Here is a 15,395-nt window from a genome sequence, read left to right as displayed (position 1 = left end):
AGGAGCCACCGAGCGCGATTACGCGATTTGCAATCATATCAACTTCGCGCGCGGAAGCCCGATCGTTGACCCGGGTTCTTCGCCACATGTTCCAAGCAACCGCTTGCTCGGGATGTCTTTTGAAACGCGTCAGCGATTGCCTGGGAACTCGGCATCTTAAACGATGGTTCCGCGCACACGATTCTAAAATCCGCCTGCGAGGAGGGTACGCATGGAAATCGCCGTCGTATGCATCGGGCTGCTCGGCCTGTTGCTGTTTGCGCTGGGACTGCACGTTTCAATGACGCGCAACCGCCTCGGGAGGGTCGGGACGTCGTCCAACGACCCGGCCGACCCGCTCTTCAAGGCGATTCGCGCGCACGGCAATACGGCCGAGTATGCGCCGATGCTGGCGGTCCTGATGCTCTACCTTGGCGCGCATTCGCCGGCGGCGTGGGTAGCGTGGGTCATGATTATCGTGACCGTCTGCCGCTATCTAAGCGCGATCGGGATAGTCGTCTGTCCCACTCTGGACCGGCCTTATCCGCTGCGCTTCGTAGGCGCCGTCGGCACTTACCTCGGCGGAATCATCCTTTCGATCGCCGCGCTCGCGACTATCTGATCAGGTCGCCTCGCGCACGAGCAGCGGAGCCCCGCCGCAGCCTCTTTGCCTGCGGCACCAGGCGCTGGTCATGGCGCTCACAGGCGAGGCGCCGTGACACGCGGCCGGTCACGGAGCGGCGAGCGTTTGCCCGAGCGCGGATTTCGTGGTACCCAAGGCGCGATCGGCGGCGCGCGCGGCCGACGCCCTGCGACAACGCGCTGGCGTGCGTGTCGTTCGCGGATCTGTGCTTGAGAGTTCCGATGGCCTGAGAGTGCAACCGGCAACCGTCAGCGGTCCGGCGCGACCGCCGGACCACGGGAGGTGCGCATGAGGTTCGGACTCCTGCTGTTGCCCACGATTCCCGCCACCCTCGAGGAGCGCGAACGGCTGCGCCCAATCGCCGCGCGCAACGAGTACTGGCAGAAGATGCTCAGCGAGATCGTCGAGTTCGCTCGGATGGCGGAGGATCTCGGGATCGAGATGGTCGCTTTCCCCGAGCATCACCTGCACACCGAGGGGCTCGAAATCGGCAGCGTGCCGCAGCTCCATCTGTACGTCGCGATGCACACCAAGCATCTGCGGGTCGGGCCGATCGGCTACGTGCTGCCCGGATGGAATCCGCTGAGGTTGGCGGTCGAGATCGGATGGCTCGACCAGTTCACCAAGGGGCGCACCTTCGTCGGCTTCGCCCGCGGCTACCAGCATCGCTGGCTCAACCAGATGGGACAGAAGCTGCACGTCTCGGCCACCACCTCGGATCAGTCTGATATCGATAGGACCAACCGCAAGGTCTTCGAGGAGGTCTTCCAGATCCTCAAGCTGGCGTGGGCCGACGAGCCATTCAGCTTCAAGGGCGAGTACTACGAGTATCCGTATCCCTATGAAACCGGCACGCCGTGGCCGCCGTGGGAGTGGACCGCGCAGTATGGCGCGCCGGGCGAGGTCGAGGGCGGCAAAGTCAGGAAGATCTACGTTGTGCCCAAGCCCTACCAGCGGCCGCATCCGCCGCTTTTCCAGGCCTTCTCGATCAGCGACGAGACCATCGTCTGGTGCGCCCAACAGAATATCATTCCGATGACTCTGGTGACCCATCCGCAGGCGATGGCGCGCGTGGCTCGGCTGTTTCAGGACCAGTCGGCCAAGGCCGGGCGCAAGCTCGAACTCGGCCGGCGCGTTGGCGTGCTGCGCCAGTTCTATTTCGGCGAAAACAGGGAGGCTACCTACCGGATGGCCGAGCTGGGCTCGGCCGGCATCGGCTTTGGCCGCTTCTGGGGCCACTTCGGTTTCTTCGAGGCCTTCCGCTTGCCGGGCGACGAGGAGAAGTGGCCGCGCGGCAAGGCGCTCATCCCGCCCAGCGAGTGGACCGTCGATCGGATGGAGCGGGCGCACTACCTGTTCATGGGTTCGATCTCCGACGTGCGGCGCAAGATGGACGAGCTGGTCGAGGCGGCGAATCCGGAGTACTTCTGCTGGAACTTCGACCAGGGCTTTCTGCCGACGGACGTAATGAAGGAACAGCTGCGCACCTTCGGCGAGAAGATCCTGCCGCACTACGTCTGAGCGTTGGGGGCTGGCTGCGGTTGCGGTGCGTGCGGCCGGGCGGCGAGCCCGGCCGCACGCTTTTGCGTCCCGCGCGCCGGCGCGTCGATGGCGCGGCGGGCGCCGCTTCGCTACGATGCGCCTCGAAAGCCGCGGCTTTGCGGGAGATCCTACGATGAGCGTGCGCGACTTGGCAGGCAATCAATATCGCGTCATCGATGCCGACGGCCATGCGTGGGAGATGCCGCTTAAGCTGTGGGACAAGTATCTGCCGCCAGCGCTGCGCGAGCGGCTGTTTCAAAGCGGCGTCGACCCGAACGGCCATTGGCGAATGCTCTTCGACGGGCGGCTGACGATGGCGCACGAGACCGGCCCGGTGCCCGACGATATCATTGCGCGCGACCGCCTCCTCGACCGCCTCGCCAATCCGCGTCCACTGCCCACCGGTGCGCGCGCCTCGTTCGCGCGCGTTCCGCCCGGGCATCCCGAGAGTCCCGAAGGGCGCCTGGCCGACATGGACGTCGAGGGCATCGATCTCGCCGTCCTCTATCCCAGCCTCGGCCTGGTATGGCTTTCAACCGACAAGCTCGATCTGGCGATCGCATGCGCACGGGCGCAGAACGATCTGCTTGCCGACTACGCCCGGGAGTGCGGCGGGCGCGTGCGGCCGGCGATAAGCCTGCCGCTGGTAGCGCCGACGCGCGAGTCTGTTGACGCTGCATTGCACGAGCTTGAGCATGCGGTGAACCACCTCGGGATGCGCTCGGTGTTCATGCTGCCGAACGTGCGGCGGGCCAACCTTGACGAGCCGTTTCTTTATCCACTGTACGAGGAAATCCAGCGCCTCGGTCTGCCGATCGGAATTCATTGGGGATCGGCGACGGGATTGCCGGGTAGCGAGGAGCGCTTTAAGCCCGAGCAGTTTGTGCTGGGCCACACGATCGGCTTTCCACACGAGGCGATGGTTGCGCTGGGCTCGCTCGTATGCGGCGGCGTGCTCGAGAAGTTCCCGCGGCTTCGCTGGGCGATCCTGGAGTCGGGCGTCGGATGGGTTTACTACTTCATGGAGCGGCTCGACGAGCACTACGAGCGCCTGCCGCAACTGCTGCCCGCGATGAGGCGCTGGCCGCACGAATACATGAAGAGCGGGCTGGTTTACTACTCATGCGATCCCGACGAGGGCTCGCTGCCTTTCATCCTCGAGATGATGGGCGAGGACCTTGTGTTCTACGCGAGCGATTATCCGCACTGGGATGGACGCTTCCCGGAGTCAGTAGCCCCGATTCGCGACCATCCGAAACTCACGCCCGCGCAGAAGCGCAAGGTGCTCGGCGATAACGCGGCGCGCTTCTACGGCATCTGAGTCTAATTACTTCAAAGTGACTACTTCAGGGTGAGGGCCGAATGAGACTGAAAGACGCAGTGGCAATAATCACCGGCGGCGGGTCGGGGCTCGGCGCGGCGACCGCGCGCGAGTTCGTCCAGCACGGCGCGAAGATCGCGATTGTGGATCTGCCGTCGTCACCGGGCGCCAAGGTCGCCGAAGAGCTCGGCGCGCGGGGCCTGTACATCGCGGCCGACGTGGTCGCCGGCCCCGAGGTCGAAACCGCGGTCGCGCGCGCGGCCGAGCATTTCGGCACCGTGCACGTGGCGGTCAATTGCGCCGGCATCGGCCGCGCGCAGCGCACGCTGACCAAGGAAGGGCCGCACTCGCTCGACCTGTTCAACAAGGTGATCGCGGTCAACCTCGTCGGCACTTTCAACATGATCCGGCTTGCGGCGGCGCAGATGGCGAAGAACCGCCCCAACAACGAGGGCGAACGCGGTGTGATCATCAACACGGCTTCGATCGCGGCCTACGAGGGTCAGATCGGGCAGGCTGCTTACTCGGCGTCCAAGGGCGGAGTGGTCGGGCTGACGCTGCCGGTCGCGCGCGACCTGGCTTCGCTCGGCATCCGCGTGTGCACGATCGCGCCCGGAATTTTCGAGACCCCGATGCTCGGGCTGCTGCCCGACGCGGCGCGCAAGGCGCTGGAGGCGTCGATACCGTTTCCCTCACGGCTGGGGCGGCCGAGCGAATACGCGGCGCTGGCGCGCCATATCGTCGAGAACACGATGCTCAACGGCGAGACCATCCGCCTCGACGGCGCGCTGCGCATGGCCCCACGGTAGCTGCGCCGGCCGCGGCGCGTGACGTAGCACGACCAACGATCACCGCGGAATGGGCGCTGTATTGCGCCCTGCTTTGTTTATCAGAGCTGTGGCTGCGCCGCACAGCAAAGCAACCTAATGGGGCAAGTCGGCACCAGGTTGCGACATCCGCGCCCCAATTGCTCTTTATCATAGACTCAGGGGCTAAGTCGCAGCACAGTTGCATTCCTCTGCTTAGCTCAAGGCTAGGCTCAGCGAAGCAGACAATTGCTGAGCTTGGCCAATATAGGAAATGCTAGAGGGCGTCTCTCGTATCAACTAAGCATCTAAAAGAGATTGTCTGGTACATTTTATGCGTTATCGAGATGTCGACAATTGATAATTCTACTTCGACTTCCTTCACCTCATCTTGAGTTTAGTTGAAGCTAGCCCGCTCGGGTGAGGGCTGAAATAAGCAAGGGGAAGTCATTGAGTATCACAAATGACACACGGCCGTGGCGAATCTGGCCGATGCCTAGGCCATGGCGAAATTCCCTGTTTGGCCGCAAACTCGCGCCGGAACAAATCGCGAGCGCCGAGGAACTGAAGGCCGCGTTCCTCGTCAACGTCAATCACCAAATCCGCAATCCACTGAATATTATCGCCGGCCATGCAGAGTTGCTGAGCGATCGCGTTTCGGCCGGAGATCATGAGAGTGCAAAATCGCTCACTGCGATTGTTGGTGCCACGCGGCAACTCGAACGAAACCTGCGCGCGATTATTGATCTGTCCCGGCTGGAAAGCGGAATGTTCAGAATCGCGCCGGTCTCGCTAGAAATCTTATCGCGGATTAGATGGGAGCTTCTCGAAGTTCAGCCGGAGGCCGAGAACAAGGGCCTCCGCATAAACTTGCACGCGCCGGATTCCAAACTCATCATCAGCATCGACGAATACTGCTTTACGCATGCGCTAGCCAATGTGCTCGACAACGCAATGAATTACACTGAACACGGCGCCATTACTGTGAGGGTTGGCAGGGGGCAGGAAGACGTTCTTGTGGAGGTCGAAGACACCGGAGTCGGCATTGATCCCGCTGACCTACCCAAGCTGTTTCGGCCTTTCTCGCGTGGTCGGCACAGCGCGGCAAATCCATACGGCATGGGATTGGGACTGGCGCTGGCCAAGCGCTACCTCGCGCTCAACGGCGCGGACCTGTTGACGAGAAGCCGGCGGGGCGCGGGCAGCGTGTTCACTATCCGCTTGCCGGCTTCGGCCAGCAGTTGGGGCCGCGGCAACGGATCGACCTGAGGCATGCCGGCTGTGGGGCCAGATGAGAAGCCGGCGCGCCGTCCCGCTGCGCACGTGCACTTTCCTCCCCGCCTGATTGCAAGATGGGCGAGCCTCTGGTGCCGACGACGCAGCGCGCCAAACCGCGACTGGCAAGCGACCTTCGGGCGCGAGAGCGGTGAGCAGCGTGTGCTGTGAACTACCCCTGCCTGCCGCAAGCACCGCCGTCAGGTTGGTGCGCGAAGATATCCGCGAGTAGGCAAGTCGACGCACGAGACGAGCCGTCTCGCTTGGGTTCGCGCACTCTTGCTGAGAAGGGCGGCCGTGACAGGCCCGGCGAGAGCAAGCGCCGTATCGGGCAATGCTTCACAGCCGTGGAAGGCGGCGACCTTCGGACTGATCGAGCGCTGCGTTACGGAAGCGGAGTGGGGCCCGCGGTGAGCGCGCCGGGCAAGGGGATCTGCGGTATCGGCAGGCCGGGAACGTCGGCGCCAATCGGAATTATCAGCATCCCCTGTCGGTAGTGCGGGCCGCCGACGATCAGCGTCCCATGGTTGCGCAGCTTGAGTTGCGTGGTCATCAGCGGCCGCGCGCCCTCAAACAGCAGCAGATGCATCGCGATCATGTCGTCCTCGATCGCGTTGGGCTCGACGTGCACGATCCATCCACCCGGCAAGCTGAAGGCGAGCATCCGGCCGCAATGTGTGCGCCCGACTTGTCGGCTGATCAGCCGATAGGTCGAAAACGAAGGGAACAGCGAATGCAGCCGCAGACGCAGCGGGATCAGCCGCTGGTCGATGCCTTCGTTGGTATCGGCCGCGATGATCTCGTCCACGCGCACCATCACCGTCCGATTAGTGATCTGCGGATGGATCCGATGCATCTGCGGCGCCGCGTTTTGGGGGCCGTTGGCAGGACCGGCTTCCTCAGGCGCCTGCGCCGCCGGGCCCTCGAGTGGCTCGGCGGTGGCTGGCTCTTGCGACTGCGTCGCCGGCGCGGTCTGCGCATGTGCGCCAAGCGCAAACGACACGAGGATAAGCGCTGTCAGGAACGGAAGGCTCAGTCGTTGCATGGTCAGGGCTGCCGATCGGGAAGCCAAATGACGGTGGTGTCCTGAGCTGGCTCGCTCCACACGGCGACGTCAGGGTTAGAGGTTTCGAGTTGCGAGATTATCGTGCTCGGCTCGCTGCGCGCGGCGGCGGCCAGATTTTCGGCCGCCGGCGCGGCCTCGCTGGCGACCGTGCTGGCCTCGCGCATGGCGACCTGGATCGCTTGGTCGCCCGAACCGAGCAGATTGCGCGCCAGCGGCGTCACGATCACCACCGCAAGCACTGCCGCTGCGAGCGCCAGTCCGGCGGCGGCGCCGAAGCGCTCACCCATCGTTTCAAGCCAGCGGCCGAGTCGGACGCGCATCGGCGGGCGCAGGCGCTCGATGCGGCTCTGCACGGCCCGTGCAAAACCGTCGAGGGGCGGCACCGGCGCGGCGTCGCGCAGCAGACGTCCAAGGTTACCGTATGCCGCCAGGGTCTCTTCACAGGCTGCGCAGTGAGCAAGATGGCGGGCGACCTCGCGCATCTCGTGCGCTTCTAGTTCGCCGTCGTCGAAGGCGCCGAGGAGCGGGTCGATCTCGCTACATTGGGCCATGTTGCCCCTAGTCCTCGCCTAAATCCTTGAGGAGCTCGCGCAGGTGGTTGCGCGCGTAATGCAACCGGCTCATCACGGTTCCCCGCGGGCACTGCATCACTTCGCTTATTTCGTCGTACGACAGGCCTTCAACCTCTCGTAGGAGTATCACGGCCCGATGTTCCGGCGTCAACTCTCTGAGCGCGGCGTCGATGCGCCGACCGACTTCGCCGCGCTCAGCGGCCTTGAACGAATCGCCAAGCCCGCTGGGCAGCCGACGCATCTCGTTTTCGGCTTCCTCGCCGCGGACGGTCGGATGGCGCACTTCGCGGCGGCGGAAGTCGATTGCCAGATTGGCGGCGATCCGGTATAGCCAAGTCGAGAAACTCGAACGCGATTCGAACTTGCGCAGGTTCTCGTAGGCGCGGATGAAGGTTTCCTGGGCCAATTCGAGCGCGTCCTCTTGGTTGTGCACGACTGCCAGCGCGACACCCACCACCCGCCGCTGATATCGCTCGACCAAGGCGCCGAAAGCCCTGGTGTCCCCCTTTGTGGCCCGCTCGATGAGCTCGGCTTCGTCACCGTCTGGGCGCTTTGGCTTCTTCAACTGGTTTAGACGCAGGTGAAACCGGCAAAATTCAGATGCCTACGATGCTTCCCGACTTTCCAATTCGGCCCAATTGGGCCCCCATTTAAGCTCGACCCGCAGCGGAACCCGCAATTCGGCCACGCTCTCCATCTCCCGACGAGCGGCCGCCGCCGCCGTTTCAAGTTCGACGCGCGGGACCTCGAGCAGCAGCTCGTCGTGGACCTGAAGCACCATCCGCGATGCCAATTTTCGTTCTTTAATCGCCGCGTCGAGCCGGATCATCGCAAGTTTTATCAGATCCGCCGCCGTTCCCTGGATAGGCGTGTTGATCGCTATTCGCTCCGCCTGCGAGCGGGCGCCGCCCTGCGGCGAGTTCAGCTCCGGTAGGTATCTACGCCGCCCGTACATCGTTGCCACCCATCCTCGCTCGCGCGCCAGGCGCAACGACTCCTCGAGATACGAGTGGACCCCGGGCAGACGTTCGAAGTAGCGCTTGATGTATTCCGAGGCCTCGGCCAGCCCGATTCCCAGCTCGCCCGCCAATCGCTGTGGCCCCATCCCGTAGACGATGCCAAAGTTTATGACCTTGGCCAGGCGCCGCCCCTCGGCATCGATCTCCTCGGGCCTGCGTCCCAGGACCTCGGCCGCAGTGCGCGCATGGATGTCCTCGCCGCGGCGAAAGGCGTCGATCAGCGTGGCGTCGCCGGAGAGATGGGCGAGCACGCGCAGGTCAATCTGCGAATAATCGGCTGACAGCAGCAAGGATCCGGGCGCGGCGACGAAGGCGCGCCGGATGCGGCGGCCTTCCTCGCTGCGGGTCGGGATATTTTGCAGATTGGGATCGGTCGAACTCAGCCTGCCGGTCGCCGTCAGCGCCTGATGGAACGAGGTATGGATGCGGCCGGTTGCGGGGTCGAGCAGCCCGGGCAGCGCGTCGCTGTAAGTTGATTTGAGCTTGGCGATCGCGCGGTACTCGAGCAGCGCCTTGGGCAGCGGGTGAACCGCGGCGAGCTTCTCCAGAGTGCCGGCGTCGGTCGAGGTTCCGCTCTTGGTGCGTTTGAGTCCCTTGACCGGCAGCTTGAGCTCGTCGAAAAGGACTTGGCGAAGCTGGCTCGGCGAGTTGAGGTTGAAGCGCCGGCCGGCCAGCCGGTAGCACTCCTCCTCCAGCCGTTCCAGTTGGGCGCCGAACTCGGCCGAAATCGCCTTGAGCGCCTGCGCGTCGACCGCGATGCCAGTCTCTTCCATCTCGGCCAGCACCCGCGCCACCGGTAGCTCTATCTCGCGAAACAGCGATTCCAGGCCATCGGCTTCCAGCCGCGGTATCAGGGCCGTGCGCAGCGCGGCGATAAGCTCGGGCTCCGAGCCGCCCGCCCGCGTGCCCCCGAGCGGCGCGAGGTAGTCGTGATAAAGCTCGCTAAGCGACGGCTCGGGCCGGCCCGGGTTGACCAGGAACCCTGCCAGCATGGTGTCGAAATCGACGCCCGCAAGTTCAACCCCGTAGCGCTTGAGCGCGCGCAGATGCTGCTTGAGATCATGGCAGCCCTTGGCAGGAGTAGCGGCGCCGAGCAACTGCGCCGCGGCGGCGATCGAGCGCGCTTCGAGCACGAAGGTTTCGGCGTCGCCCTCGGCGGCCAGCTTGAGGCGCGCCTTGCCGGCGTCGGTAGACGCGCCCGTGTGCGGCGGGACGCCGAAGTCAACCTCGCCGGAGCCGGACGCGGCGGCCGCCGCTGTCGCCGACTGTCGCACGGCCGAATCGGAACCCCGGTCCGACTCCAGGTAGAGCGCGAGACGCGGCGCGCGCGACAGCCGTTGGAGCACGGCGTTCAATTCGGTGCCGGCCACCACGCGCTCGCGCCCGTCGCTCATCGGCAGCCCTGCCTGCGCCGGCGTCAGCTCCGCGAGCAACGAGTTGAACTCCAGCTCGCGCAGAAGCTCGCTCACCGCCTGCTCGTCGATTCCGCGCCAGGTCAGCTCTTCGGGTTCGACGGCGACCGGCGCGTCGGTATCGATACGCACGAGCTGGCGGGAAAGTTCGGCGTCGGCGCGATGCTCAGCCAGGAGCGCGGCGACTTTCTTCGCGCCGCGGATTCCGGTCGCCTCGACTGCGTCGAGGTTGGCATAGAGCTTGTCGAGCGATCCGAAGTGCCTGATCAATGCAGTGGCGGTTTTCTCGCCGATTCCCGGCACGCCCTTGACGTTGTCGATCGGATCGCCCATCAGCGCCATCACGTCCACCACCGCCGCCGGCTCGACGCCCAGCCGCTCGCGGACTTCGCGGGTGCCAATGCGCCGGTCGCGCATCGTGTCCCACAGGGTGACGTGCGGCCCGACGAGCTGCATGAAGTCCTTGTCCGCGGTGACGATCACGGTGTTGAAGCGCCGGCGCGCGGCGCGCGCGGCCAAGGTGCCAATCACGTCGTCGGCTTCGTAGCCGTCGACCATCAGGCTTTTGATGCGGAAGGCCTCGACGGCGCGATGGATGTAGGGGAGCTGGACGCTGAGGTCGTTGGGCGTCTCGGCGCGGGTGGCCTTATAGGACTCGAAGAGATCGTCGCGGAAGGTTTTGCGCGGCGAGTCGAAGACCACCGCGATATACGACGGCCGCTCTTCCTTGAGCAGCTTCAGAAGCATTCGGATAAAGCCATAGACCGCGTTGCTGGGCAAGCCGCGCGAAGTGGTGAGCTGGGGCAGGGCGAAGAAAGCGCGGAAAACGTAGCCCGAGCCGTCGATCAGGTAAAGTGTCGGACGTTCCTCGGCCATCGCGTCTGAAACTATCCCAAGCCGCCTCAGGTGCAAAATCGCGCCGCACGCCCGCAGCCTGCGCGGCCTGCGGATTGTTGACAGGCCGCGCGGCCGCAGTTTAACTAATCGCTTGCCGCCACTGCCGGATTGAAGTTTTGGCGGCGTTCCTGCGTCAAAGTGAAGGACTTGAGGCTGGCGCCGCCGGCAGCCGGCATGTCTGGCACTACAGGGCGACCCGCATGATCGAGGTCAACCACCTCACCAAGCGCTACGGCGACTTCGTCGCCATCCGCGACGTCTCTTTCAAGGCCGAAAAGGGTTCGATCCTGGGCTTTCTCGGCCCCAACGGCGCAGGCAAGACCACCACGATGCGCATTATCACCGGCTTTATGCCGGCGACTTCGGGCACCGTGCTGGTGGATGGGCTGGACATCTTTCACCAGTCGCTGGAGGCGCGCCGGCGTATCGGCTACCTACCCGAGTCGCCGCCGCTGTACGCGGACATGCGGGTCGAGCCTTATCTGCGCTATGTGGGCAAGCTGCGCGGGCTGCGGCGCTCGGAGCTGGAGGGGGCGCTCGAGCGTGTGCTGAAAGTTTGCGGGCTGAGCGATATGGCCAATCGCATCTGCGGCCAGCTCTCCAAGGGCTATCGCCAGCGGGTGGGGCTGGCGCAGGCGATTATCCACAACCCTCCGGTGCTCGTGCTCGACGAGCCGACGATCGGCCTTGACCCGCGCCAGATCCACGAGATTCGCGGGCTCATCCGCGGCCTCGCCGGCCAGCACACGATCGTGCTCTCAACCCACATCCTGCCCGAGGTCTCGCAGATCTGCGACCGCGTGGTGATAATCAACGCCGGCCACGTCGTGCTCGAAGAGAGCCTTGACGCGCTGCCGGCCGGCAAATCGCTCGAAGAGGTCTTTCTCGAGGCCATTTCGCGAGAGGAAGGTCACGAGCCGGCGGAAGCCGAAGAGACGCTGGAGGAGGTCGGGGCGGGGCACGGCTAGGCCCCGGGGCTGGCGATGCGAAACGCGCTGACGATCGCGGGCAAGGAGCTGGCGAGCTACTTCGTGCAGCCCGTCGCCTATGTGGTGCTGACGGTCTTCGTGCTGTTGGCGGGCTACTTTTTCTTCGCCCTGGTCAAGCAATTCGACGAGATGATCCAGGTCTATACCGCCATGTCGAACATGGAGGCGATGCATCATCTCAACCTCAACATTCAGGTGATCAACCCCCTGCTGCATAACATGTCGGTGGTGATGGTGATCCTGGTGCCGGCGATCACGATGCGCACGTTCGCCGAGGAGAAGCGCACCGGGACCTATGAATTCCTGCTCACCGCGCCGATCCGCACCGGCGAGATCGTCGCCGGCAAGTTCATCGCGGCCGCGGCCTTCGTCCTCATCATGGTCGGGCTGATCTGGATCTTTCCCCTCATCTTGATGGTGTTCGGCGATCCGGAGGTCGGAGTGATGGGCGCGGGTTATCTCGCGCTCGCGCTGCTCGGCGTATGCTTCGTGTCGATCGGATTGTTCACGTCCTCGCTGACGCAGAACCAGATTATCGCCGCGATAAGCTGCCTCGGAATCCTGCTGCTGCTGTACGTGATCTCGTGGCCGTTGCAGGCGGGCGGCGGTGCGCTCGGCGACCTGCTGCGCTATCTCTCGCTGCCGCAGCATTTCAGCGAGATGGTGCGCGGAGTGATCGACACCAGCGATCTGGTTTATTTCTGCACCCTCATCTTCGTGGCATTGTTCCTGACCCAGCGCTCGGTCGAGTCGGCGCGTTGGCGGTAGGGTAGGGCGGAGCGCGAGCATGCAACGCTCAAGGGCGTGGGCCGGCCTGGTCGCAATCGTTTTCCTGTTCTTCGCGCTGATAAGCTACGTCGTCGGCGCGGCCAACTATTTCCTGCTCAATCTTATCCTCGGCGTCTTCGCGCTGGTGCTGTGGGCGACCTCCAGCCGCGAGACCTTCGGCACCCTGATCGGCCATCGCGCGACCCGCTACGGGGCAAACGCGGTGGTTTATTCGGTGGGCTTCGTCGGCCTGCTGGTCGCGATCAACTACATCCTGTCGCTCCATCATCGCCGCTTCGACCTCACCGCCGAGCGCATCTTCAGCCTCTCGCCGCAATCACTCAAGGTGGTCAAGGAGCTCAAGCAACCGCTGAAGTTCTACGGCTTCGTCGCGCAGGGGGTGAACCCGCAGGCGGAAGCGCTCTATCAGTCGTATGCTTATGCCTCGCCGCTCATCAGCTACGAGCTGATCGATCCCGACAAGCATCCCGAGCTCAGCACCAAGTTCAAGGTGTCGGTGATGAACACGACCCATATTCAATACGGCTCGTCGGGCACCAACATCACCGACATGACCGAGCAGGCGATCACCAACGGCATCATCAAGGTCACCAGCGCGGGAACCAAAACTGCCTGTTATCTGACCGGGCATGGCGAGCCTGCCCTTGACGACACCGGCAATCCCAACGCCTTCGGCCGCGCTCGGCGCGCGCTGGAGGGCGAGGACTACCGGGTCAAGCCGATGACGCTCACCGACAAGCCGGGCGTGCCCGACGAATGCAGCGTATTCATCGTGGCCGGGCCGAGCCGCCCAGTCTTTCCCCACGAAGTTGACGCGGTCAACGACTTTCTCAAGAAGGGCGGGCGGGTGCTGGTGATGTTGCGGCCGCCGCAGCCGGACGAGCCTGATCCGGAAGCCAATCTGATCAGTATGGTAGGCCAGTGGGGCATCATCGTCGGCGACAACATCGTGCTCGACCGGCAGTTGCGCCTGTTCGCGGGTCCGGCGCTCGGGCTGGCGCCACTGGTCGACCTCTATCCCCCGCCGCATCCGATCACGGCCGGCTTCGACAAACGCACGTTGTGGCCGATGGTGCGCTCGGTCCAGCCCGCCAAGCAGACCAAGCCGGGTCTGCAGCCGTGGCCGCTGGCGCAGACCAGCGACACCTCGCTCGCCGCGACCAATATCGAGGCGATCTTCAAGGAGCAGAAGTTCAAGCCCAGCCCCACCGATTTGAAGGGGCCGGTGACCGTCGCCACCGCGATGCGCGCCAACCTCAAGCAGCTCGGTATTGCCAAGAGCGGCGAGGCGCGGATGGTGGTCTTCGGCGACACCGAGTTCGCCAACAACGAGAACCTGCTCCAGCAATACAACCAGGACTTCTTTCTCAACACGATCGATTGGCTTGCCGGCCAGACCGCTACTATCTCGATTCGCCCGCGCGAGCTGCGTGCCTCGCGTGTCAGCCTGACCGCGAGCGAATTCAACAACGTCTTCGTGGCGTCGGTGCTGGTGCTGCCGGAGCTGCTGCTGATCATCGGGATCGCGGTGTGGTGGAACCGGCGCAACTAGGGGGTCGCACAGGGTGACGGCGAGCTGCGTGTCTGATCTGCGATGCGCCTGCGCAACACGATAATCGTCCTGATTCTCGCCGCAGCGGTCGGCGCCTATGCGCTGGTGGTGCTGCTTGGCTCGCGTCCGGTGCCGCCGCCGACGCTCTACAAGGTCGCGGCCAAGGACATCAGCCACATCGACCTGCGCTATCCCGACCGCGAGATCGAGCTGGCGCGCAATCCCGACCATACCTGGCGTATCGTCAAGCCGATCAAGGCGGACGCCGATCAGACCGCGATCGACGGCCTGACCGAGGCCATTGCGCAGGCCCAGATCAGCAAGACCGTCGAGGAGAAGCCTGAAAGCCTCGAACCGTTCGGGCTCGACAAGCCTTCCGTGGTGGTGACCGTCACTTCGGACAAGGGCGGCGCGCTGCCCGTGCTCGACGTCGGCAAGACGAGCCCGGTGGGCGGCGGCGCCTACGTCAAGCTGGCGAACTCGCCGGCGGTGCTGATGACCCCGAGCGACTTTCCCGGCCAGGTCACCAAGCAGGTCAACGACCTGCGCTCGCACGAGCTGATGACCTTCAATATGGACGATGCCAACAAGGTCATGCTCGAAAGCTCGGCGGGCGGCCGGATCGAGGTCGACAAACAGGGCGGCAAGTGGCGTATCGTCGCGCCCGCGCAATATCCGGCCGACGCCGACGCGGTCGCGGCGCTGCTTACTGCGCTTGCCAACGCGCACATTGAGGACTTCGTCACCGACACGCCGGAGGACCTTTCCAGGTACGGGCTGGCGAAGCCGCAGCTCGAAGTAAGCGTCTTCACCGGCAAGGACGACGCGCGCCACTCGCTGCTGTTCGGGCTCAAAGCGGCGGATGCGTACAAGCACGCGATTTACGTCAAGCGCGGCTCGGATCCCTACGTCTTCAGCGTCGAGGACACGCTGATCGGCAAGGTCAATCTCAGCGTCCTCGACCTGCGCGACAAAACCGTGATGGCGTTCGATCCGGCCAAGGTTGGGCGGCTGGAGATCGACAACCGCGGCAAACAATACGCGCTCGAGCTCGGCAAGGACGGCAAATGGCAGGTCACCGCCGGCGGCAGGAGTTTGGCCGCCAACGGTGCCGCGATCCAGACTTTCCTCGACGAATTGGCCAATCTCAAGGGCGACAAAATCGTCGCCGACCCGATGACCGACGCGAAGAACTACGGGCTCGACAAGCCGACCGAAAAGATCTCCGTGTATGGCAAGGACGGCAAGCAAATCGGGACGGTCGAGCTGGCTCAGCTCCAGAGCCAGATCCAGGTCGCCAATCCGACGCCGACCCCGGCTGCCGACGAAGGCGCGCCGGCGGCGGCGGGCAAGCGCGAAGTGAAGACGGTGATGCGCTTTGAGAACTACGCGCACTCGACCGCCGGCACGCCGGTGTACAGCCTGCGCGAGGCCGACTTCAGTCAGTTCGACATGAGCGCCGACCAGTTCAAGCCGACCGAGGCCGTGCAGCCGGCCGCCACGCCCGCGTCCGGCAAGAAATCCTGACTCGAG

At 64.4% G+C, this 15,395-nt stretch carries 13 protein-coding genes; 9 read left to right on the top strand and 4 right to left on the bottom strand.

Going from position 1 to position 15,395, the window contains the following annotated elements:
* Positions 1-211 precede the first annotated feature (211 nt).
* From VFB33_16450 to VFB33_16430, 5 genes are all read left to right on the top strand, one after another.
* The gene (locus tag VFB33_16450; protein ID HZO83287.1) at positions 212-601 is read left to right on the top strand and encodes an MAPEG family protein; all 390 of its coding nucleotides are present in this window, start codon (positions 212-214) and stop codon (positions 599-601) included.
* 309 nt (positions 602-910) lie between these two features.
* The gene (locus VFB33_16445; protein HZO83286.1) at positions 911-2,143 is read left to right on the top strand and encodes an LLM class flavin-dependent oxidoreductase; all 1,233 of its coding nucleotides are present in this window, start codon (positions 911-913) and stop codon (positions 2,141-2,143) included.
* A gap of 154 nt (positions 2,144-2,297) precedes the next feature.
* Positions 2,298-3,485 (top strand): amidohydrolase family protein, encoded by a 1,188-nt coding sequence (locus VFB33_16440; GenBank protein HZO83285.1) that lies wholly within the window; start codon positions 2,298-2,300, stop codon positions 3,483-3,485.
* A gap of 41 nt (positions 3,486-3,526) precedes the next feature.
* The gene (locus VFB33_16435; protein HZO83284.1) at positions 3,527-4,294 is read left to right on the top strand and encodes a 3-hydroxyacyl-CoA dehydrogenase; all 768 of its coding nucleotides are present in this window, start codon (positions 3,527-3,529) and stop codon (positions 4,292-4,294) included.
* Positions 4,295-4,783: 489 nt separating this feature from the next.
* Positions 4,784-5,560, top strand: a complete 777-nt coding sequence (locus tag VFB33_16430; GenBank protein HZO83283.1) for a HAMP domain-containing sensor histidine kinase — start codon at positions 4,784-4,786, stop codon at positions 5,558-5,560.
* Positions 5,561-5,951: 391 nt separating this feature from the next.
* On the opposite strand, the gene VFB33_16425 is transcribed toward VFB33_16430, so the two are convergent.
* From VFB33_16425 to polA, 4 genes are read right to left on the bottom strand one after another with little or no spacing between them, the layout of a single operon-like run.
* Positions 5,952-6,611 carry a hypothetical protein gene (locus VFB33_16425; GenBank protein ID HZO83282.1) on the bottom strand — a complete coding sequence of 220 codons (660 nt, stop codon included), beginning with the start codon at positions 6,609-6,611 and terminating at the stop codon, positions 5,952-5,954.
* 2 nt (positions 6,612-6,613) lie between these two features.
* The gene (locus VFB33_16420) at positions 6,614-7,183 is read right to left on the bottom strand and encodes a zf-HC2 domain-containing protein (GenBank protein ID HZO83281.1); all 570 of its coding nucleotides are present in this window, start codon (positions 7,181-7,183) and stop codon (positions 6,614-6,616) included.
* A gap of 7 nt (positions 7,184-7,190) precedes the next feature.
* Complete coding sequence (locus VFB33_16415; GenBank protein ID HZO83280.1) at positions 7,191-7,769, bottom strand: sigma-70 family RNA polymerase sigma factor; 579 nt, start codon at positions 7,767-7,769, stop codon at positions 7,191-7,193.
* Positions 7,770-7,808: 39 nt separating this feature from the next.
* Positions 7,809-10,511, bottom strand: coding sequence for a DNA polymerase I (gene polA / locus VFB33_16410; GenBank protein ID HZO83279.1), 2,703 nt, complete (start codon positions 10,509-10,511; stop codon positions 7,809-7,811).
* A 221-nt stretch (positions 10,512-10,732) separates the two neighbouring features.
* Here polA and VFB33_16405 point away from each other — a divergent pair, with 221 nt between their 5' ends.
* From VFB33_16405 to VFB33_16390, 4 genes are read left to right on the top strand one after another with little or no spacing between them, the layout of a single operon-like run.
* On the top strand, positions 10,733-11,500 hold the full coding sequence (locus tag VFB33_16405; protein HZO83278.1) for an ATP-binding cassette domain-containing protein: 768 nt from the start codon (positions 10,733-10,735) through the stop codon (positions 11,498-11,500).
* A 15-nt stretch (positions 11,501-11,515) separates the two neighbouring features.
* Positions 11,516-12,289: an ABC transporter permease subunit gene (locus VFB33_16400; protein HZO83277.1), complete on the top strand. Its 774-nt coding sequence runs from the start codon at positions 11,516-11,518 to the stop codon at positions 12,287-12,289.
* A gap of 19 nt (positions 12,290-12,308) precedes the next feature.
* Positions 12,309-13,862 (top strand): Gldg family protein, encoded by a 1,554-nt coding sequence (locus VFB33_16395; GenBank protein HZO83276.1) that lies wholly within the window; start codon positions 12,309-12,311, stop codon positions 13,860-13,862.
* 42 nt (positions 13,863-13,904) lie between these two features.
* Positions 13,905-15,389, top strand: coding sequence for a DUF4340 domain-containing protein (locus tag VFB33_16390; protein HZO83275.1), 1,485 nt, complete (start codon positions 13,905-13,907; stop codon positions 15,387-15,389).
* Positions 15,390-15,395: the final 6 nt, after the last annotated feature.

The sequence above is a fragment of the Candidatus Binataceae bacterium genome, from assembly GCA_035650475.1.
In the GTDB taxonomy this organism is placed as follows: Bacteria; Desulfobacterota; Binatia; order Binatales; family Binataceae; genus JAKAVN01.
Note: the sequence above shows the minus strand (reverse complement) of the source record. Positions and strands in the feature narration are given on the sequence as shown.